Here is a 19,475-nt window from a genome sequence, read left to right as displayed (position 1 = left end):
ACCGAACATGAGCAACGACGAGACCTTCGCCGCTGCCTATCGCGAGCACTACTGGGCGGTCAGCCGCTATGTCGCGCGGCGACTGGACGGGCGTACGAGTGAGGTCGAGGAAGTGGTGGCGGAGGTGTTCACCGTGGCGTGGCGCCGCCGGGCCGACCTCCCGGCCGTCCCGCTGCCCTGGCTGTACGGCGTGGCACGCAACTGCCTGGCGAACGCGGTACGCGGCTTCGGACGCCGGCGGCGGCTGGTCGACCGGATGGGCAACGACGACGCCGCGCACGGCCGGCACATCGTGGACAGCCCCGACACCGAGGCACCCGGCGCCTGGGTGCACGAGGCGCTGGCCCGGCTGTCGGCGGCCGACCAGGAGGTGCTGCGGCTGACGGCCTGGGAGGAACTCGGTGTCGACGAACTCGCCGTCGCCCTCGGCTGCGGAAGCCGGGCCGCCTCGATGCGGCTGCACCGCGCCCGCCGCCGGCTGAGAGCCGAGATCGACCGTGTGAGCCCCACGACCGTGCCCAAGGAACGAAGCCATGGCTGACGAACTCGAACTGTTGCGCCGAGCCAACCCCGTACCGGTCGACGGCCCGCACCACGGCGACGGCCCGCTGGACCACAACGCCGAACGACACCTCGACCGGCTGCTGCACGAGCGCCCGCCCGCTCCTCGCCGCCGCACCCGGCTGGTCTGGGGACTCGCAGCCTCGGCCGTGGTCGCCGCGCTGGTGTCGGCACTGCTGTTCACCGGCCAGACCACCGCCCCCGCGGCCGCCGCACCGCGCCCGCTGATCGTGCGGGCCGACTCCACGCCCGTGCCCATGGCGCTCCTGGCCGAGCGGGCCGGGCAGGCGGCGTCGGCGGACTCGCCCGCGCTGCGCAAGGGCACGCACGTGCAGTCATGGAGCCTGGCCATGAGCGACCGGGAGCCACCGATCACCCTCCCGCAGGAGACGATCGTGCGCTGGAACGCCGACGACAGTCACACGGAGCTCGTCGTCGCGACCGACCCGCGCCACCCCGGCCGGCCGGTCCTCACCGACGAGGACGGCAAACCGCGCCTGGTCGACGACGGCCATGTCCTGAGCAACCGGACCTACCCGCCGAGTTGGAGCGACGCCCCGCCCTCGTCCCCGCCGCCGCACGACGCGGCTGCCCTGCACGACTACCTGGAGGAGGCCGAGCGCGCCTTCCTGGCGGACCACACGAAGCCGCTGTCCACCGCCGAACTCCTCGACGCCACCAAGATCCTGCTGGACAACTGGACCCTCGGCCCCCGCGAGTCGGCCGCGCTGGCCGACCTGCTGGCGGACGCCGAGGGGCTACGGCCCGTCGGTCAGGTCACGGACCGCCTGGGCCGGCGCGGACAGGCGTACGTGTACGACGGTGAGGACAACCGTCGGATGCTGATCATGGACGCCGCCGACGGTTCCGTCCTGGGACTGGAGCAGACCTTCACCAGGGACGACCCCCCGTTCGGCGTGAAAGCCGGCGATGTGATGACGTACAGCGCCTGGATGCGCTGACCGGGGGCAGCTGCCGGGGCCGGGCCGACCGCAGCGCCCTGCGGGACAGGGCGCCGGACATCAACCGGCCCGCCACGGCGATCGGCCAGGCCCGCCGAGGCCGGGCGGGACGCGTCCGGCCCGCTGCCGCTCGTGCCCTGAAGGTCCAGGTCAACCGGGCCGAGACCTGGACCTTCGGCCACGTCCTGCCTACTCGTCCCATGCCTCGATGATGATCTGCTCGGAGATCTTGCCGTCACGCAACGTGATCATCGACTCGGACATCACGCGCACGCCGTCCGCGTACTCGCAGGACTCGCTGTAGGCGGCGCGGTCGCCCTGGACCACGCATCCCTCCAGCTTGTGCGTCATGTCGCGGCTGTAGACGTCGGTGAGCATCTCGGCGATCTGGTTGCGGCCGCTGACCACCTTCGGGTGGCTCGGCTGCGCGTTGCGGTTCACGAGGCGGATCTGCGCGTCGTCCGTGTACAGGGAAAGAAGCGTGTCCGCGCTCTGGCCTTCCACGGCCTGGCGAAGTGTCTCTGTGTCGAACGACGGAGTTGCGGTTGTGCCCATGGTGACCTCCTCCGAGGCCCGCGGCATGACTAGGAGCGACCGCGAGGGCCTCACCTCCGAGCGTCCTCCGAGGCGCGGGGCTCGGCAAGCGCTGCCGGTGCGCTGGGCCTGACGGGTGAGGGACGCCGGCCGGCCGTGTCCGGCGGCGGACCGACGGCGTTGGTCTTTTCATGATCTCAACACGACGTATCGCCACCGCCGTTGGTCTCGCGGCCGGCCTCACCGGCCTCGCCGCTCCGTTGGCGAACGCGGCCCCGGTGGACCCCCCGAACGCCGGCATGCTCAACCCCGTGACCACCCTCGACTCCCTCGCGGCCACCGGAGTGCCCGCGGACCGCAGGGCCAAGATGCCCCGGCCCTCCGAGCAGCTGACCCGCCTCGACCAGCTCAAGGAACTGAACCGGGCGCAGCGGCCGCAGCAGTTCCGGCCGGTCGACACCCCGGTCACCAGGATGCTGCCCGCCGTCGACGTCTGAGGCGCCGCACGCCCGCACAAGGAAGGGCCGCCCGATCGCCGGGCGGCCCTTTCGTGTGTACCGAGAGTGACGAGGCGTCTACACAGTGGCGTCGGCGTCGAGGAAGTGGAAGCTGGGCCTCGGGTGCATCAGGAAGTCGTGGTGGGAGATGTTCCACGCGTACGCCCCGGCCAGCGCGAACGCCACCCGGTCCCCGGCCCGCAGCCCGGCCGCCGGCACGCGGCGGGCGAGCACGTCCTTCGGTGTGCACAGCTGCCCGGCCAGTGTGATCCGCTCGCCCTCGGCCGCCGGCCGCGGCCAGGGATGCGGCCAGGCGTCGACCGGCAGCACGGAACAGGGCTGGTCGTGACCCTTGGTCGCCGGGGTCCGCAGATGGTGCGTGCCGCCCCGGACCACGGCGAACTCCTCACCATGGCTGTGTTTCACGTCCAGCACCTCCGTGGCGTACCAGCCGCAGTACGCCGTCAGCGCCCGGCCCGGCTCGATGCGCAGGGTCAGCCGCGGATGCCGCTCAATGAGCCGGGCGAGCCCGGTGCCGTAGGCGGCCCAGTCGAAGCGGCGCTCGGGGGCGCCGTAGTCGACGTGCATGCCGCCGCCGACGTTCACCTCACCGAGCCGGACCCCGAGGTCCGTCGCCCACGAGACGACGGTCCCGGCCACCGCGACCTGCTCCGCCGCCTCCAGCCCGCTCGCCAAGTGGCCGTGAATGCCCCGCAGTTCGAGCTCCGGGAACGCGCCGTCGGCCAGCTGCCGGATCACCGGCTCGGCCCGCGCCGGGTCCATGCCGAAGGGAGTGGGACGACCGCCCATGGCGAGCGAGCTGTTCGTCAGTGAGCCGTTGGCCACCCGCAGGTTGACCCGCGGCAGGACCGCCACCCTTCGCCCCGGCGCGACCCGGCGGGCCAGCCCGGCGAGCATCCGCAGCTCGTGCTCGCTCTCCACGTGAAAGCGCTCGACCCCCTGCTCCAGCGCGGCGGTGATCTCGTCCGGTGTCTTGCCCGGACCGCCGAAGGCGAGCGGGCGCCCCGGAACGGCCGTGGCGACATGGGTGAGTTCACCGCCCGAGGCCACCTCGTAGCCGTCCACGAACGGGCCGAGCGCGGCGAGGATCTCCGGCCCGGGGTTCGCCTTGGCGGCGTAGTACAGCTCGACCCGCTCGGGCAGGGCGTCCCGGACGGTGGCCGCGTGCGCGCGCAAGGCTGCCAAGTCGTAGACGTACGCGGGTAGTTCGGTCGGGGGCAGGGACAGGACGCGGTCGCGGACCGCGGCGGTGGGCTGTGTCATCGGGCGGCGCTCCCGGTCGTGTCACGGAGGATGTTCTCGGCCAGCGGGGACGGCAGCCGGACGTAGCCCGCCTCCCGGTCGGCCTTGCGCTCCCAGCGGGTGAGGAGGTTGGCCTTGGCGGGCAGTGGCACCCCGGCGAGGAGAGCGGCCATCCGGGGCGGGCGGCCGTGGGCCCCGGCATGCGCCCGGAGCGTGTCGCGCACCCGGGCCCACAGTGCGGCCTCCGCCTGCGGGTACAGGTCGGCGAGGGAGGCGAGCAGCTCGGCGACATGGTTGACCAGCAGGCAGTAGACGACCCGGTCCCAGCCGCGCTGCGCGTCGTACGTCAACGGGGCCGCGACCTCGGGCGGCAGCGCGTCGAGGGTGTCCCGGTGGTGGGCCGGGACCAGCTTGGTGCCCTCCAGGTCGCGGAAGAGCACCTGCGCGGGCCGGCCGTCGCCGTCGACGCAGATCAGCACGTTCTGCAGGTGCGGTTCCAGGACGATGCCGTGGTCGAAGTAGGCGGACAGGACCGGCGGGACGAGGAGGCCGAGATACGCCGACCACCAGTCGAGGGCCGCCCGCTCGTCGGCCCCGGCGAGAAGACGTGAGATGTGCGCCCCGCCGGTCGGGTACTCGTCGGCGACGGCCGCCGCGAGCAGGGGAGTGCTGCCCGGGGCGAGCCGGTCCCGCAGGCCCTCGCGGACGATCACACCGAAGCCCTCCAGCAGCGCGCGGTCCGGTGTGCCGTCGGGGCCGGGCAGGGCGAGCGTGCGGTAGGCGGGCTCGCGGAGCATGTCGCTGCCGGGGAAACGCGCGGCGAGATCGGTGAACGCCGGGGCCAGGGCGCGGGTCAGGGCGACGGCACCCGACAGCTCGTAACTGCTGTTCTTGCGCAGGCAGTTGGTGATGCGCACATTCAGGCTGAACTTCAGGAACGTCTCCCCGTCGTACAGCGTGCGCACCGAGGCGGTGGCGGCGAACGGAGCGCCGCCGGAGCCCATGTCTAGGACGTCGCCCCGCTCCAGGGCGGCCCGCAGCAGCGGATGCCCGCGCAGCGTCTCGAACTGCCAGGGGTGCGCGGGCAGCAGCCGGTAGCCGTCGGGGACGTCCGGGCGCTGCGCGTCCAGGGGCGCGACGGACGCGGGGTCGGTGTACTCCTCGGCGATCAGACCTCTGCGCACGGCGAGATGCCGCAGCGGGAAGGACGCGCCCACCTCGGGGGCGTACGCGGACCAGGCGCGCGGGTCGCCGGTGCGGGCCTTCGGGGTGGGGTGGAAGCGATGGCCGAAGACGAGGGACTGCTCGGAGGCGAGATAGGCGGAGAGCCGGTCCTGCGGGGCGTGGGGCGGGCGCGTGACGGTGAGCGCCGTCGCGACGGCCGCGTGGCTGGAGGCGATCTGCTCCAGGAACTCCTCATTGCGCACACCCGTCCGCAGCCACAGCTCGTCGTGCGTGTACTCGGCCAGCCCGCGCCAGTCCACCTCCGTCCAGACGCCGCCCCGCTGCTCGCTCACCGGCCCGGAGAACCGGTGCGCACCGAGCAGGGACGTCCGGCGCAGGGCGACGCGCAGCACCACGCCCCGGCGTGGCAGTCGCAGCAGCAGACGGCCGTCGATGACGACGCTCTGGCGCTCGGGGCCGGAGACCTCGCGCAGCAGACAGTTGAGGAGGGTGTGGGCCACGACCTCGTCGGCGGCCGGCAGTTCGGCGGAGGTGACCGGGGCGGTGCCCTGCTCGGGGAGCGTGTCGGTCAGGGAGGGCATCAGCGGCTCCAGCGGGTGCGCAGGTGCGAGATGGACAAGGGGCCGGCCGTGACCGCCGGTCAGCACGGGTGCGGCCGGCCCGAAGCGGGCGGTGCCCGCGACCGCGCCGGCCTTGGAGGGGAAACGGCGGGGTCCGACGCTCATGGCGACCCCCCGTTCCGCAGCAGATAGTTGGGCCCGCTGGTGTAGTGCTTGTTGATGTCGGCCGCGCCCGACCGCTCCTTCGAGAGCAGGGTCCCGGCCGTCACCATCGCCTTGACCGGCAGCTCCGGCGCGTGCAGGACCCGTGCGCGCAGGACGTCCGCCGGGTCGCCGCCGAGCCGGTCGACGGACTCCGTCAGCCGGTTCCGTACGAGATCGAGGAGCGCACGGCGGTGCCGGGGAAGTCCGAAGGCGTATGCACCCGCGCACAGATGCACGGTGATCGTCGTGAACAAGTCGGCGACCGGCCCGTCGTCCGTGCCGAGGATCCGGGCGTCGTCGAAGGCCCACGGGCCGGGGAGCGCGGCGTGCAGCCGCTCGGTGTTGACGCGCGGACCGTCGTTGTCCTTGAACAGCAGCCGCAGACCGTCGGACGTCAGCACCAGGGAGATGTTCTGCTGGTGCGACTCCAGGGCGATGCCGTGGCCGAACAGCGTGGTCTGCCAGTCGAACAGCAGGGTGAGCACCGAATCGAGCAGCGCGAGGGGGTGGCCGCCGTGGAAGCGGTCGGCGAGGTGGTCCAGTACCGGTCGCCCGTCGGGGGCTTGCGCGAGGAGCGCCGCCATCGGCACGACCACGGCATCGTCGAGGCCGGCCGGGTAGCGGCGGCACAGCACCGCGAGAAGCTCGTGCCCGGCATGGGCGTACGTCGTCTCGTCGGCGTGCAGGATCACGCCCCGGAACCGTGGCTCACGGTCGATCACCGCCTCCATCAGCCGCTGCCCGACGGCACCGTCGACGAGCGTCCCCGGCTTGACGGTCCGCTTGTTGCGCAGCCCCAACGTGGCGGTGGCGAGGGGCAGTTTGAGATGCAGGGACGGATCGACGACCGTGGCCACCGTCCGCATGGACAGCGTCGGTACGACCGCCAGGTGGGTCTGCTCGGCGAGCACCGCCCCGTCCGGCAGGCCGGCCGCGCGCAGGGCGTCGACGGTCAGCGGATGCACGGGCAGCATGACGTGGCCGCCGCTCGGATTCGTGAGCCCGAGTGCCTCGGGCGTGGGCCAGAACTCCGGCAGCGTGCCTGAGAAGGAGACGGCGTCTCGCGGTACGGCGATCCAGCGCAGCCGAAACGACGGTTGGAACTCCGGTGCGTATGCCCGCAGTTGCTCCTCGTCCAGCCCCGAGCGACCGCGGGCCGCCGGATAGACGGGATGGTCGAGCCGGGCGGCGAGCGTGTCGTACGCCAGGCTGCCCGCGAGGCCCGTCCCGAAGGTCAGCCGCCGCATGACCTCGTCCCGCGTCTCCGCGTGCAGCCGCATCGTCACCAGCGTCTGGCGGCACTCCTCGGCGAAGGCGTCGAAGCCCGCCCGGTCCTCCGGTTCGGCGAGGGCACGCAGAGCGCGGAGCACGCTCTCGCACGACGACAGTTCGGCGCCGTCCGACTCGCGCACGAGCAGCGGCAACCGGGCGGCGTACACGCCCTGGAAGCCGTCCTCGGTGACGGGCAGCAGCAGTGCGTCGTCCGGCACGGGCAGGCGCACCCAGTCGCCGTCGGGGCGCCGCACCGTTGTGCCCCGGCTGCGCAGCCCGACCACATCCTCGCGCAGGAGGGCGCCGAGGACGCGGGTGAGCAGCTCCGCCTCGCAGGTGTCCGTGGTGGTGGTCGGCGCGGTCATGACTGGATCTCCCAGCGCCGCCCGGCCAGGAACTCCGCCACCGCCCGGTCCACCGCCGGCTGGTCGATGCCGGTTGCGCGCAGGACGCCGAGGTAGTCGCGGTTGGTGCGGTACAGCTCGTGCCGCTCGCCGACCGCACGCAGCGGACGGTACGTCAGATGCATGCCCTCCACGTCCAGTTCCGCGGCCGCGGGAGCGTCGACGAGGGTTCCCGCGCGATCGGCACACGGGTAGTCCAGGCGGGCGGCGCCGTCCCGGCGGGCGCCGAGGTCGGCCGGCAGGGGCTCGCCCAGGTGGGTGCGCAGGATGTGCTCGAAGAGCGGGATCTCCAGCAGCCGCGCCAGCAGCAGGTCGCACTGGTCGCCGATCGCGCGGTAGTTGACCTCGATGATCCGCGCCCGCCCCGCGCGCACCACGAACTCGGTGTGGCACGCCCCGAACCCGACGCCCAGCGCGTCCAGTTGCTCCAAGACCTGCGCGACGACCGGCCCGGGGTGGGCGGGGACGTAGGTGAGGCGCTCCTCGATGAAGTACGGCGGTGGCGACAGGTCGGTGCGGAAGCCGCCCAGGACATGGCGGACGCGCCCGTCGCCGAGGGTCTCCAGGGTGAACAGGTCGCCGGGGAGGTACTCCTCGACGAGCAGGGCGGCACCCGGGCGGCGCTCCAGGATCTCCTTGGCGTGCGCCACGAGTTCCTCCGGGCCGTCGACGAGGACGACGTCCTCGCTGGCCACGCCCTCGCGCGGCTTGAGTACACACGGGTACGGCGCGTCGCCGGGCGCGACCGGTTCGGTCAGCTCGGTCGACCACACGGTGTCCACGCCGGCCGCGGCGAGCCGGCGGCGCATCTCCGCCTTGTCCTTGCAGCGCAGAGCGGCCCGCCAGTCCTTGCCGGGCAGGCCGAAGTAGTCGGCGGCCAGGGCGGCCTGGGTCTGGAGATGGTCGCTGTTGGTGAAGACGGCGTCGGGCCGGTGATGGGTGGAGACACGGCTGATCACGGCCCGGAAGTCACGCACGTCGCACTCCAGGACCTCGATGTCCGGGTGGGCGCGGCGGTGGGCCGCGGGCTGGTCGGTGAGGACGGTGACGTCCAGGCCGAGCCGTGCCGCGGCGGGCAGGAAGCCCTCGGAGACGGCGTCGGTCGGATTGAGGGCGAGCAGGTACAGACGCATGGAGATGAACTGACTTCCGCTGAGCGGGTGAGGGGTCGCGGGCCGCGCCCGGAGAGGGTTCCTGCCGGGAACCGTCATCGGGTTCGCGGCCGGCGCCGGAGGAAGAGCGGGACGTACCAGAGGGCACGGAAGGGCACACCGATCGGTGCGCCACGTCGGGTCGCGGTCACAAACGGTGAGCTTAGGGTAGCCTTCCTTTATCTCTCAAATGCCGTGCGATCACTGGGGTGTTCGAGTCGATCGACTCGCCCGCGAGTGGCCCACCTGGCGTTCTCTTGCTTGATCGCAAGTGTAAGGTAAGCCTTACCTATCTGGCTTGATGAACACGCAGGGGAGCAACGATGTCCCTGGCCCCGATGACCACCGCCGTCGCGCATACGCTCGGTGACGTCTACGCGCGGCTCACCGGCCTGTGCGAAGTGCTGTCCGTGCGGGTCGCCGAACCCGGAGCGGCCGACGCCGGAGCCGGCGTGTCGGCGGCGGAACTGGTGAAGGACGGAGCCGCGCTCGACGCCTTCGTGGCCGCCGAGACGGCCCGAATCCAGGACCGTCACGGGGTGGTCGCGCGTCGCCATGTCGCCGCCTCGCGCGCCCTGCACGACTACGTCTGGTCGGTCTCGCTCCTGATGAGCGGCGCCTGGTACCTCGAACGCCGGGTGCCGCGGATCCGGCCCGAGGATCTGCGGCTGGACCTCGCCACGGCCGAGTTCACCGTGGCGCCCGGAAGTGACCTCGCCTGTCTCGCCGACGATCCGGCGGCGGCCCTGCCCGGTGTGCTGACGGTCCCTCATGAGGAGGCCCTGCGAGCGGAGTTGCGTGCCGCGGTCGCCGATCACATGGCGCCCCTGCTTGACGCGATCGGCCCCGTCGCTCGGCGCGGCTCCCGCGCCCTGTGGGGCATGGTCTCCGACGACCTGGTCTCCGGCATCTGGTACCTCGGCCGGGTGCTGGGCCGCGAGGACGAGGCCGTGCGGGCGGCCGGCCGACTGCTGCCGTCCGCGGTGGCCCCGTACCCGGGCGGCGCCGACTTCCGGCACCTGACGACGGCCGACGGCCGCCGCCACCCCACCCGCACCCGCGCCGGATGCTGCATGTACTACGCGATCCGGCCCGACGAGGCCTGCGCCACCTGCCCCCGCACCTGCGACGCGGAACGGCTGCGTCGCCTCGAAGGCTGAAACGGGCTGTCGGCAGCCCTATTCGGCCGTCGCCAGGAACTGCGTCGCCGCCAGCTCCGCGTAGAGCGGGTCCGCGGCCACGAGTTCGCGATGTGTGCCCACCGCGCGCACCCGGCCCGCGTCCATGACCACGATCCGGTCGGCCATCGTCACCGTCGACAGCCGGTGCGCGACGACGAGGACGGTGGTCGTACGGGCGACGTCGGCGACCGTGTCCCGCAGTGCCGCCTCGTTCACCGCGTCCAGCTGCGAGGTGGCCTCGTCGAGGAGCAGCAGCCGCGGCCGGCGCAGCAGGGCGCGGGCGATGGCCACGCGCTGGCGTTCGCCGCCCGACAGCTTGGTGCCGCGATGCCCGACGAGCGTCTCCAGACCGTCGGGCAGCCGTGAGACCAGGCCGTCCAGCCGGGTCGTCTTCAGCACCCGCGTCAGGGCGTCCTCGTCCGCGTCCGGATTGCCGAGCAGCAGGTTGGCGCGCAGGGAGCCCGACAGGACCGGGGCGTCCTGCTCGACGTACCCGATGGCCGAACGCAGCTGCACCAGCTCCCAGTCCGCCAGCTCCCGCCCGTCGAGCGTGATGGTCCCGTCCTCGGGGTCGTAGAACCTCTCGATGAGCGAGAACACCGTGGTCTTGCCCGCACCGGACGGGCCGACGAACGCCGTCATGCCCTGCGCGGGCACGTCGAACGTCACCCCGTGATGGACGTACGGCAGATCCTCGGCGTACCGGAAGCGCACGTCCTCGAAGGCCAGCGTGGCGGGCTGGGCCCCGGCGGAGGGCAACGGCGCGGGCAGGGCGGCCGGTTCGGCGGGCAGCCGCAGCGCCTCCTGGATCCGGGCGAGCGCGGCGGAACCCGTCTGGTACTGGGTGATCGCGCCGACGACCTCCTGGATCGGCGACATCAGATAGAAGACGTACAGCAGGAACGCGACCAGCGTGCCGATGTCGATGGCGCCGGTCGCCACCCGCGCCCCGCCGACCGCGAGCACCGTGATGAAGGCGATCTGCATCGCGAGTCCGGCCGTGTTGCCCGCCGCTGCCGCCCACTTGGCGGCCCGCACGCTCTGCCGCCAGGACTCCTCGGCGGCCTCGTGCAGCGTGCGCTCCTCGCGGTGCTCGGCGCCGGACGCCTTCACCGTGCGCAGCGCGCCGAGGATCCGCTCCAGCGAGGCGCCCATCACTCCGACCGCGTCCTGCGCCTGCCGGCTGGCCTGGTTGATGCGCGGCACGATCACCCCGAGGACCGTGCCGGCGCCCAGGATCACGGCGAGCGTGACCGCGAGGAGCACCGGATCCACCAGGCCCATCATCACGACCGTGGCCACGAGCGTGAGCCCGCCCGTGCCGAGGCCCACCAGCGAGTCGGTCGTGACCTCGCGCAGCAGGGTGGTGTCCGAGGTGACGCGGGCCATCAGATCGCCCGGTTCGCTGCGGTCCACGGCGGTGATGCGCAGCCGCAGCAGATACGACGACAGGGCACGCCGTGCGCCGAGCACCACCGACTCGGCGGTGCGCCGCAGCACGTACGAACCCAGCCCGCCCAGCGCCGCGTTGGCCACCACCAGCGCCGACATGATCAGCAGCGTCCCGGTTATGGTCCGGTCGTGCGACAGGTCGTCGATCAGCTCCCGGGCGACCAGCGGCAGGAGCAGCCCGGTCGCGCCGGTGACCAGTGAGAGCAGCGCGCCCGCCAGCAGGGCCCACCGGTGCGGACGTACATAGACCAGGAGCAGCCGCCAAGTGGGCGGGGTGGGTTGGGCGTCGGCGATGCTCACGGGGCTCCTCCGGAGTCGTACGGAGCATTCAGGCTACGTCGGCTCCCTCCCGCGAGGCCCGCGGGTTTCCCGGAGGTGGGGGCCGCATGCGGTGTATGTCTATCCGCGCTGTGCCAGGGCGGCCAGGGTCGCGTCCAGGTCGGCGGGGCGGGGGCGGTTGTGGGGCAGCTTCGAGAGCATCGCGGCCATCCCGCAGGTGTTGGTGAGCGCCGAGAAGACCAGGCCGCCCGCGATACCGGCGGACAGCAACTGCCAGGCCGGGTGCAGCAGGCCGAGCGCGAGGCCGACCAGGACGACCGAGCCCGCGGTGAACCGCACCTGCCGCTCCATGGACCACGTGCGGCGCGCACCGGACGCGGGACGGTCGAGCTCGTGCCCGCGCTCCGCCCAGCCCTGGGTGCCGCCCGTCAGGGTCATGGCCGCGATGCCGTGCTCGGCGAGGAGCCGGCAGGCGTTCTCGGAGCGGGCTCCGGAGGCGCAGACGACCAGGAGTTCGCCGTAGTGCCGGCGCAGCGCGGGCAGGGCGCGGTCGAGCTGGTCCAGGGGGACGTTCAGCGCGCCGGGCAGATGTCCGGCGGCGTACTCGCCGGGGGTGCGGACGTCGATGACGGTCATTCCGGGCAGCCGGGTGCGGGCGGCGTCGACGTCGAGGGTGCGCGGGTCGAGGGGAGAGGTCATGTGGAGTGAGATCCTTTCAGAGGAGGGGTAAAATACCCCCAAGGGTATGTAGAGGAGTGATCGTGGAGCTTCAGTTCGAGGGCGATGACCTCAAGTCGGTGCTCAACCGGCTGCGCCGGGCACAGGGGCAGATCTCCGGAGTGATCAAGATGATCGAGGAGGGCCGTGACTGCGAGGACGTGGTCACCCAGCTCGCCGCCGCTTCCCGCGCCCTCGACCGGGCCGGCTTCGCGATCATCGCGACCGGGTTGCAGCAGTGCCTCACCGACACCGAGAAGGGGCGCGCCAACGGCGAGACGACGGAGCAGATGAAGGCCCGTCTGGAGAAGCTCTTCCTGTCCCTGGCGTAGCCACGGTCCGTACTCGGGTCATACGACGGCGTCCACCAGCATGAGGGCGGCCACCGCCAGCAGGGCCCAGGCGAACAACTGCCTCAGCCGGTCGCCGGAGACCTTCCCGGCGAGGCGTTTGCCGTCCCATGCGCCGAGTACGGCGGCCGCCGCGAACGGTGCCACGGCGGCCCAGTCGATGCGCGCGTCCGTGCCGGCCCGCGCCACCAGGGCGACCAGCGAGTTGACGGTGATCACCAGCAGGCTGGTCCCCACGGCGGCCCGCATCCGCAGCCCGACGACGTTCACGAGGGCCGGTACGGCGAGGAAGCCGCCGCCCACCCCCAGCACACCGGTCACCGCGCCGAGGCCCGCCCCGGCCCGGACGACCTGCCAGGAGCGCACCGGCACGTCCTCGTCCCGTACGGACGCCGACGGCCGCAGCATGCGCACCGCGGCCAGCGCGGCGATCACCGCGAAGGCGCCTGTGAGCAGCCAGGAGGGCAGCCACCCGGACACCGCGCCGCCGATCGCCGCCGGGACCAGCCCTGCCGCCGCGAACAGCGCCCCGCCCCGCCAGCGCACGGTGCCCGCACGGGCGTGCGCGCCGAGCGCGGTGGCGGAGGTGACGCCGACCACGAGCAGGCTCGCGGTGGCCGCGGCGGCCGGACTGAAGTCGAGCAGATAGATCAGCGCCGGCACCGCCAGCACGCTGCCGCCCCCGCCCAGCGCCCCGAGCGCGAGCCCGGTCGCGCCACCGGCGAGGAGCCCGAGGAGCAGGGTGGTCACGAGGTCGCTCCGGGGGCGGGCGCGATGCGATGAGAGCCGTGGACCCGGACCTCACTCCGCACCGGACGCCCCCGATTCCGCCACCTCGGAGAAGCCCGCCTCGGCCACCACCGGAAGCCCGGCCTCCGTCCATGCGCGCATCCCTCCGACCACGTCCACGACCTCCGCGCCACGCGCGGAGAGCAGGGCCGCCGCCTCGCGGGAGCGCTTGCCGGAGCGGCAGATGGCCACGACCGGACGGGACCGTGCGGACTCGGGCAGCGGCTCCCCGGCGGTCAGGGCGGAGAGGGGAGCGAGGACGGCGCCGGGGGCGTGGCCCTCGGCCCACTCCGGTGCCTCGCGGACGTCCACGAGGACCGCGCCCGCGTCCGTCCGCTCCCGCGCCTCGGCCGGCGTGACCCGGGCCATGGGCAGCCCGGCCGCACGGGCCGAGTCGAAGGAGTCGTCGACGGCCACGACATCACGGCCCGCCGCGTCCAGGAGCGAGGCGGCGATGCCTGCGCGCATACCGCCGGCGCAGTGCACCCACACGGTGCCGTCCGGTATCTCGGAGAGACGGCCGCGCAGCTCGTGCACCGGTATGTGCAGCGAACCCTTGATGTGGCCGGCGTGGCGCTCGGAGTCGCGCCGTACGTCCAGAGTGATCACGCCGTCCTGGGCCGCGAGGTCGGCGAAGGTGCCGCGCGGGAAGGAGCGCGGGCGCTCACCGGGGCGTACCCAGTCCGCCGGGGAACCGGTGGCCGCCGCGGCCGGCCGGTCGATGCCGACGCGGACCAGTTCGCGCTGGGCCTCGGCGAGTTGGGCGGGCGACTCGGCGAGCAGGGTCACCGGCTTGCCCCAGGGCAGCAGCCAGGCCAGATAGGTGGCGAGCTGGCCCTCCGCCTCGAAGTTGACCGACCCGGCGACATGGCCCTCGGCGAACGCGACGCGATGACGCAGGTCCACCACCCACTCCCCGGCGGCCAGCCGTGCCGCGATCTCCTCGGCGTCGGCCTGACGGGGCGGTGTCAGATCCACAGGAGCAGGGCCCTGTGTGTTGGCGGGCCCCATGTGGGCGTAGTACGCGGGTACGTCGTCCAGCGCGGCGAGCAGCTCGGCGACAAAGGTGTCGACGTCCTTGACCAGGGCGTCGTTGACCTGCCGCTCACGCCCGATGGTCGTCGCCGTCCCGCCGGCCGACTGGCCGGCCGAACAGAAACTGCCGAAGCCGTGCGTGGGCAGGACCCTCGTCTCGTCGGGCAGCTCGGCCGCCAGCCGGTGCGCCGAGTCGTACTGCGCCCGCGCCAGCCCGCCGGTCAGCCCCGGCTCGACCAGGTCGGGCCGTCCCACGGTGCCGATGAGCAGGGAGCCGCCCGTGAAGACGGCCACGGCGTGCCCGGCCTCCTCCAGCACGTACGACGTGTGGTGCGGGGTGTGCCCGGGGGTGGCCAGGGCGCGCAGCACCAGGTCGTCCTCGATGTGCGTGCGGTCCCCGTCGGCGACCGGCACGCGCGCGTAGGCGACCCGTGCCGCGGCGGGGACGAGGTAGGCGGCGCCGGTGAGCCGGGCCAGCTCCAGGCCGCCGGTCACGTAGTCGTTGTGGACGTGTGTCTCCACCACATGTGTGATGCGCACACCCCGCCGTGCGGCAGCGGTGATCACACGGTCGATGTCCCGCGGCGGATCGACCACCACGGCGCTGTGCGCGCCGCCCGCCAGATAGCCGCGGTTGCCCAGTCCCGGCACCTCGATGGTGTCGACGAAGTACACGGCAGCACTCCTCTCCTGTCCTGGTGAAGCCCGTGCCCACCCCGGGCGGGATATTTACCCCCGGGGGTATGTAATCCACAGTAGCAGGGTACCCCCGGGGGTATTCGAGGGAAGGTGGCCGGAAGCACATGGGAAGACCCCCTCTTCGTGCCCTTACTGATCAGTTGCGTCTAGGGTCGGAAGTGGACGGAGATCCGCGGAGGGAAGGGCTGAGCACCATGGCGCAGGAAGTGCGGGGCGTGATCGCACCGGGCAAGGACGAGGCCGTGCGCGTGGAGACGATCGTCGTGCCGGATCCGGGGCCGGGAGAAGCCGTCGTACGGGTCCAGGCCTGCGGGGTCTGTCACACCGACCTCCACTACAGGCAGGGCGGCATCAGCGACGACTTCCCGTTCCTGCTCGGCCATGAGGCGGCGGGCGTGGTGGAGTCCGTCGGTGACGGCGTCACGGACGTCGCCCCCGGCGACTTCGTGATCCTCAACTGGCGTGCCGTGTGCGGGAACTGCCGTGCCTGTCTGCGCGGCCGGCCCTGGTACTGCTTCGCCACCCACAACGCCGGCCAGAAGATGACCCTCGCCGCCACCGGCCAGGAACTCTCCCCGGCGCTCGGCATCGGCGCCTTCGCCGAGAAGACGCTGGTCGCGGCGGGACAGTGCACCAAGGTCGACCCGGCGGTAGCCCCGGCAGTGGCCGGACTGCTGGGCTGCGGCGTGATGGCCGGCATCGGCGCGGCGATCAACACCGGCAACGTCGGCCGCGGCGACAGCGTGGCCGTGATCGGCTGCGGAGGGGTCGGTGACGCGGCCATCGCGGGCTCGAACCTGGCCGGCGCGGCGAAGGTCATCGCGGTGGACATCGACGACCGGAAACTGGAGAAGGCCCGCTCCATGGGCGCCACGCACACGGTCAACTCGCGCGAGACCGATCCCGTCGAGGCGATCCGCGAGCTGACCGGCGGTTTCGGCGCCGACGTCGTGATCGAGGCGGTCGGCCGCCCGGAGACGTACAAGCAGGCCTTCTACGCCCGCGACCTCGCCGGCACCGTCGTCCTGGTCGGCGTGCCGACCCCGGAGATGAAGCTGGAGCTGCCGCTGCTGGACGTCTTCGGGCGCGGCGGGTCCCTGAAGTCCTCCTGGTACGGCGACTGCCTGCCGAGCAGGGACTTCCCGATGCTGATCGACCTGCATCTGCAGGGCCGGCTGGACCTCGGGGCGTTCGTCACCGAGACGATCGAACTCACCGACGTGGAGAAGGCCTTCGAGCGGATGCACCAGGGAGACGTCCTGCGCTCGGTGGTGGTGTTCTGATGACCGCCCGTATCGAACGCCTCGTCACCTCCGGGCAGTTCAGCCTCGACGGCGGCGCCTGGGACGTCGACAACAATGTCTGGCTGGTCGGCGACGACCACGAGGTGATCGTCATCGACGCCGCCCACGACGCCGACGCCATCGCCACGGCCGTCGGCGACCGGCGGCTGACGGCGATCGTGTGCACCCACGCCCACAACGACCACATCGACGCCGCGCCCGCCCTGGCGGACCGCACCGGCGCCACGATCTGGCTGCACCCCGACGACATGCCGCTGTGGAAGCTGACCCACCCGGACCGCGACCCCGACGCGCACCTCCTGGACGGCCAGGTCATCGAGGCCGCGGGCGCCGACCTCACGGTCCTGCACACCCCGGGGCACGCGCCGGGCGCGGTCTGCCTGTACGACCCCGGCCTCGGCGTGATCTTCACCGGCGACACCCTCTTCCAGGGCGGTCCCGGCGCCACCGGCCGCTCGTACTCCCACTTCCCGACGATCATCGGCTCGATCCGCGACCGGCTGCTCACCCTGCCGCCCGAGACGAAGGTCCTCACCGGCCACGGCGACCCGACGACCATCGGCGACGAGGCACCGCACCTCCAGGAGTGGCTCGACCGGGGCCACTGAGCGCGCCGACGGCCGGGCCATGACGTACGGCGGCACCCGGCCGGGTGACCCTGCCGTGAAAGGCGGCACCCTCCCGAAAAAGACGACAGAAGATGTCCGGCTTCCCCGGCACCCTCGATGACGACACCACACACGAGGGCACCGGAGGCCGGACATGTCACAGCCGCTCAAGGACAAGGTCGCACTGGTCGCCGGGGCGACCCGGGGAGCCGGACGCGGCATCGCCGTCGAACTCGGAGCGGCCGGCGCCACGGTCTATGTGACGGGACGCAGCACCCGCGCCCGGCGCTCGGAGTACGACCGCCCGGAGACCATCGAGGACACCGCCGACCTGGTCACCGAGGCCGGCGGCCGGGGCATCGCCGTACCCACCGACCACCTCGACCCGGTGCAGGTCCGCACCCTCGTGGACCGGATCGCCGACGAACAGGGCCGCCTCGACGTCCTGGTCAACGACGTCTGGGGCGGCGAGAAGCTCTTCGCCTGGGACAGCCCCGTCTGGGAGCACGACCTGGACAAGGGCCTCAGGCTGCTCCGCCTCGCCGTCGAGACACACGCCATCACCAGCCACCACGCCCTGCCCCTGCTCCTCCGCAATCCGGGCGGACTGGTCGTCGAGATGACCGACGGCACGGCGGACTACAACAGCGCCAACTACCGCAACTCCTTCTTCTACGACCTCGCCAAGACGTCCGTACTGCGCATGGCCTTCTCCCTCGGCCACGAGCTCGGCCCGCGCGGCGCCACCGCCGTCGCGCTGACCCCGGGCTGGCTGCGCTCGGAGATGATGCTCGACGCCTTCGAGGTGCGCGAGGACAACTGGCGCGACGCCGTCGCACGCGTCCCGCACTTCGCCATCTCCGAGACCCCGCGCTACATCGGCCGGGCCGTCGCCGCCCTCGCCGCCGACCCCGACCTGGCCCGCTGGAACGGCGAGTCCCTCTCCAGCGGGCAGCTGGCACAGGTCTACGGCTTCACGGACCTCGACGGCAGCCGCCCCGACGCCTGGCGGTACCTCGTGGAGGTACAGGACGCGGGGAAGCCGGCGGACACGACGGGTTACCGCTGAGGCGGCACCGGGTCGTCCGTTCGGACAGGCCAGCGCGCCGAGTGGCCGGGCGGCAGGCCGAGGTCCTCCCGCACGGCCGCGTAGTAGTCCGCACGCCTGGCGCGCTGCTTGTCCAGCAGCGCCCGCCAGGCCTCCTGGTCCTGATCGCCCGCGCGTACGAAGCGCTCCATCTCCATCACCGTCACGACCCAGGAACGCCCCTTCTCCGCCACGTCGACGCTGCCCAGCATGATCAGCGCCTCACCCGCTGGATCCCGCTCGAGATTGGCCTCGGCCAGCAGCGGCTCGGCATCGGCGAGGGTGAGAGGGTCCGGATGGTGCCCGATGCCGTTCCCGGCGGAGATCCGGTAGGCCACCGTGACCGTCTTCTTCACCGACTGCGCATAGTCGGCGTACACCCCGAGCCGCCGCTCCTCCCACCGCGCCGCCTGCTCCCGTCCGAACCTCATCCGGTCACCCCGCACGACCACCACGTAGGAACCGAGGGCGCCGACCACGACGCCTATGAGCGCGGGGAGTTGCTGCAGGAACACCGACATGGACGCACGCTATCTGCCCGGATGATCGTCCCGGCACTACGGTTCGCCCATGACGGACACGAAGCGCTTCGCAGACCACGCAGTCCTGATCACCGGCGCCGCCCGCGGTATCGGCGCCGCGACCGCGCGCCGCTTGGCAGAGGAGGGCGCCCGTGTCCTGCTGACCGACCGGGACGGACCCGAGGCCGAGCGGACGGCGGAGGAGCTGCGCGGACGCGGGCTCGTGGCCGAGGCGCTGGCGTGCGACGTCGGTGACCGGGTGTCCGTCGAGGCGGCCGTCGCCCGAGCCGTCGCCGCCTTCGGCTCGCTGGACGTCCTCGTCAACAGCGCGGCCTCCTGCACACCCGACACCGAGCTCTTCGAGGACGGCCCGGACGACGCCTGGGCCCTCGACCTCGACATCACCCTCACCGGCACCTACCGCTGCTGCCGCGCCGCGCTGCCGCACCTGGCCGCCTCCGGCCGCGGTGCCGTCGTGAACATCGGCTCCGTCAACGGGCTCCAGGATTTCGGCAACCACGCCTACAGCGCGGCCAAGGCCGGCCTCCTCTCCCTCACCCGTACCCTCGCCGGCCACGCCGCCGCCCGGGGCGTCCGGGTCAACCTCGTGACGCCGGGAACGGTGCGCACCTCGGCGTGGGAGGGGCGGGACGAGGAGCTCGACGCGATCCGCGGTCTGTACCCGCTGGGCCGGGTCGGGGAGCCCGAGGACATCGCCGCGGCCGTCGCCTTCCTGGCGTCCCGTGACGCGGCCTGGATCACCGGTACCACGCTCACCGTCGACGGCGGCCTGACCGCGGTGAACACCGGATTCCTGGCAGCGGTCAGGCGCGCGGACGACGCCTGACGGGTCCGGCGTC

The 19,475-nt window shown here is 72.7% G+C and carries 19 protein-coding genes; 9 read left to right on the top strand and 10 right to left on the bottom strand.

Features of this window, described 5'->3' with window-relative positions; genetic code table 11:
- The first annotated feature begins 7 nt into the window (after positions 1 to 7).
- Together CP983_RS02800 and CP983_RS02795 are read left to right on the top strand one after the other, a co-directional pair.
- Positions 8 to 541 (top strand): RNA polymerase sigma factor, encoded by a 534-nt coding sequence (locus CP983_RS02800; RefSeq protein WP_125523921.1) that lies wholly within the window; start codon positions 8 to 10, stop codon positions 539 to 541.
- Positions 534 to 1,523 (top strand): CU044_5270 family protein, encoded by a 990-nt coding sequence (locus CP983_RS02795; protein WP_150498390.1) that lies wholly within the window; start codon positions 534 to 536, stop codon positions 1,521 to 1,523. Before CP983_RS02800 ends, CP983_RS02795 begins: the two co-directional genes overlap by 8 nt.
- A gap of 189 nt (positions 1,524 to 1,712) precedes the next feature.
- Here the strand turns inward: CP983_RS02795 and CP983_RS02790 are convergent, their stop codons facing one another.
- Positions 1,713 to 2,078: a nuclear transport factor 2 family protein gene (locus CP983_RS02790; RefSeq protein ID WP_150498389.1), complete on the bottom strand. Its 366-nt coding sequence runs from the start codon at positions 2,076 to 2,078 to the stop codon at positions 1,713 to 1,715.
- Between the two features lie 170 nt (positions 2,079 to 2,248).
- Between CP983_RS02790 and CP983_RS02785 the strand changes: the two genes are divergently transcribed.
- Positions 2,249 to 2,554, top strand: a complete 306-nt coding sequence (locus tag CP983_RS02785; RefSeq protein ID WP_030959550.1) for a hypothetical protein — start codon at positions 2,249 to 2,251, stop codon at positions 2,552 to 2,554.
- Between the two features lie 78 nt (positions 2,555 to 2,632).
- Here the strand turns inward: CP983_RS02785 and CP983_RS02780 are convergent, their stop codons facing one another.
- From CP983_RS02780 to CP983_RS02765, 4 genes are all read right to left on the bottom strand, one after another.
- Positions 2,633 to 3,838, bottom strand: a complete 1,206-nt coding sequence (locus CP983_RS02780) for a type III PLP-dependent enzyme (protein WP_150498388.1) — start codon at positions 3,836 to 3,838, stop codon at positions 2,633 to 2,635.
- On the bottom strand, positions 3,835 to 5,583 hold the full coding sequence (locus tag CP983_RS02775) for an IucA/IucC family protein (RefSeq protein ID WP_150506351.1): 1,749 nt from the start codon (positions 5,581 to 5,583) through the stop codon (positions 3,835 to 3,837). Before CP983_RS02775 ends, CP983_RS02780 begins: the two co-directional genes overlap by 4 nt.
- Before the next feature lie 140 nt (positions 5,584 to 5,723).
- Positions 5,724 to 7,403 carry an IucA/IucC family protein gene (locus tag CP983_RS02770; RefSeq protein ID WP_150498387.1) on the bottom strand — a complete coding sequence of 560 codons (1,680 nt, stop codon included), beginning with the start codon at positions 7,401 to 7,403 and terminating at the stop codon, positions 5,724 to 5,726.
- Positions 7,400 to 8,575, bottom strand: a complete 1,176-nt coding sequence (locus CP983_RS02765) for an ATP-grasp domain-containing protein (protein ID WP_150498386.1) — start codon at positions 8,573 to 8,575, stop codon at positions 7,400 to 7,402. The genes CP983_RS02770 and CP983_RS02765 overlap by 4 nt, the downstream gene beginning before the upstream one ends.
- A gap of 341 nt (positions 8,576 to 8,916) precedes the next feature.
- Between CP983_RS02765 and CP983_RS02760 the strand changes: the two genes are divergently transcribed.
- Complete coding sequence (locus CP983_RS02760; RefSeq protein ID WP_150498385.1) at positions 8,917 to 9,753, top strand: (2Fe-2S)-binding protein; 837 nt, start codon at positions 8,917 to 8,919, stop codon at positions 9,751 to 9,753.
- A gap of 18 nt (positions 9,754 to 9,771) precedes the next feature.
- Here the strand turns inward: CP983_RS02760 and CP983_RS02755 are convergent, their stop codons facing one another.
- Together CP983_RS02755 and CP983_RS02750 are read right to left on the bottom strand one after the other, a co-directional pair.
- Positions 9,772 to 11,526 carry an ABC transporter ATP-binding protein gene (locus tag CP983_RS02755; protein ID WP_150498384.1) on the bottom strand — a complete coding sequence of 585 codons (1,755 nt, stop codon included), beginning with the start codon at positions 11,524 to 11,526 and terminating at the stop codon, positions 9,772 to 9,774.
- Positions 11,527 to 11,625: 99 nt separating this feature from the next.
- The gene (locus tag CP983_RS02750; protein ID WP_150498383.1) at positions 11,626 to 12,204 is read right to left on the bottom strand and encodes a rhodanese-like domain-containing protein; all 579 of its coding nucleotides are present in this window, start codon (positions 12,202 to 12,204) and stop codon (positions 11,626 to 11,628) included.
- A 62-nt stretch (positions 12,205 to 12,266) separates the two neighbouring features.
- Between CP983_RS02750 and CP983_RS02745 the strand changes: the two genes are divergently transcribed.
- Entirely contained in the window at positions 12,267 to 12,554 is a 288-nt protein-coding gene (locus CP983_RS02745) for a metal-sensitive transcriptional regulator (protein ID WP_107911123.1), read from the top strand.
- An 18-nt stretch (positions 12,555 to 12,572) separates the two neighbouring features.
- Here the strand turns inward: CP983_RS02745 and CP983_RS02740 are convergent, their stop codons facing one another.
- Complete coding sequence (locus CP983_RS02740) at positions 12,573 to 13,322, bottom strand: sulfite exporter TauE/SafE family protein (protein ID WP_150498382.1); 750 nt, start codon at positions 13,320 to 13,322, stop codon at positions 12,573 to 12,575.
- 51 nt (positions 13,323 to 13,373) lie between these two features.
- Positions 13,374 to 15,071 (bottom strand): MBL fold metallo-hydrolase, encoded by a 1,698-nt coding sequence (locus CP983_RS02735; protein ID WP_150498381.1) that lies wholly within the window; start codon positions 15,069 to 15,071, stop codon positions 13,374 to 13,376.
- 218 nt (positions 15,072 to 15,289) lie between these two features.
- Here CP983_RS02735 and CP983_RS02730 point away from each other — a divergent pair, with 218 nt between their 5' ends.
- From CP983_RS02730 to CP983_RS02720, 3 genes are all read left to right on the top strand, one after another.
- On the top strand, positions 15,290 to 16,378 hold the full coding sequence (locus CP983_RS02730; RefSeq protein WP_150498380.1) for an S-(hydroxymethyl)mycothiol dehydrogenase: 1,089 nt from the start codon (positions 15,290 to 15,292) through the stop codon (positions 16,376 to 16,378).
- Entirely contained in the window at positions 16,378 to 17,007 is a 630-nt protein-coding gene (locus CP983_RS02725; protein ID WP_150498379.1) for an MBL fold metallo-hydrolase, read from the top strand. The genes CP983_RS02730 and CP983_RS02725 overlap by 1 nt, the downstream gene beginning before the upstream one ends.
- A gap of 154 nt (positions 17,008 to 17,161) precedes the next feature.
- Positions 17,162 to 18,076 carry an SDR family oxidoreductase gene (locus CP983_RS02720; RefSeq protein WP_150498378.1) on the top strand — a complete coding sequence of 305 codons (915 nt, stop codon included), beginning with the start codon at positions 17,162 to 17,164 and terminating at the stop codon, positions 18,074 to 18,076.
- Here the strand turns inward: CP983_RS02720 and CP983_RS02715 are convergent.
- Positions 18,067 to 18,615 carry a hypothetical protein gene (locus CP983_RS02715; RefSeq protein WP_150498377.1) on the bottom strand — a complete coding sequence of 183 codons (549 nt, stop codon included), beginning with the start codon at positions 18,613 to 18,615 and terminating at the stop codon, positions 18,067 to 18,069. The genes CP983_RS02720 and CP983_RS02715 overlap by 10 nt on opposite strands.
- Positions 18,616 to 18,664: 49 nt before the next feature.
- Here CP983_RS02715 and CP983_RS02710 point away from each other — a divergent pair, with 49 nt between their 5' ends.
- Entirely contained in the window at positions 18,665 to 19,462 is a 798-nt protein-coding gene (locus CP983_RS02710) for an SDR family NAD(P)-dependent oxidoreductase (RefSeq protein WP_150498376.1), read from the top strand.
- Positions 19,463 to 19,475 lie beyond the last annotated feature (13 nt).

Source organism: Streptomyces chartreusis, from assembly GCF_008704715.1.
GTDB classification, from domain to species: Bacteria; Actinomycetota; Actinomycetes; order Streptomycetales; family Streptomycetaceae; genus Streptomyces; species Streptomyces chartreusis.
The sequence above is the reverse complement of the archived record's forward strand: the minus strand, read 5'-3'. Positions and strand labels throughout refer to the sequence as shown.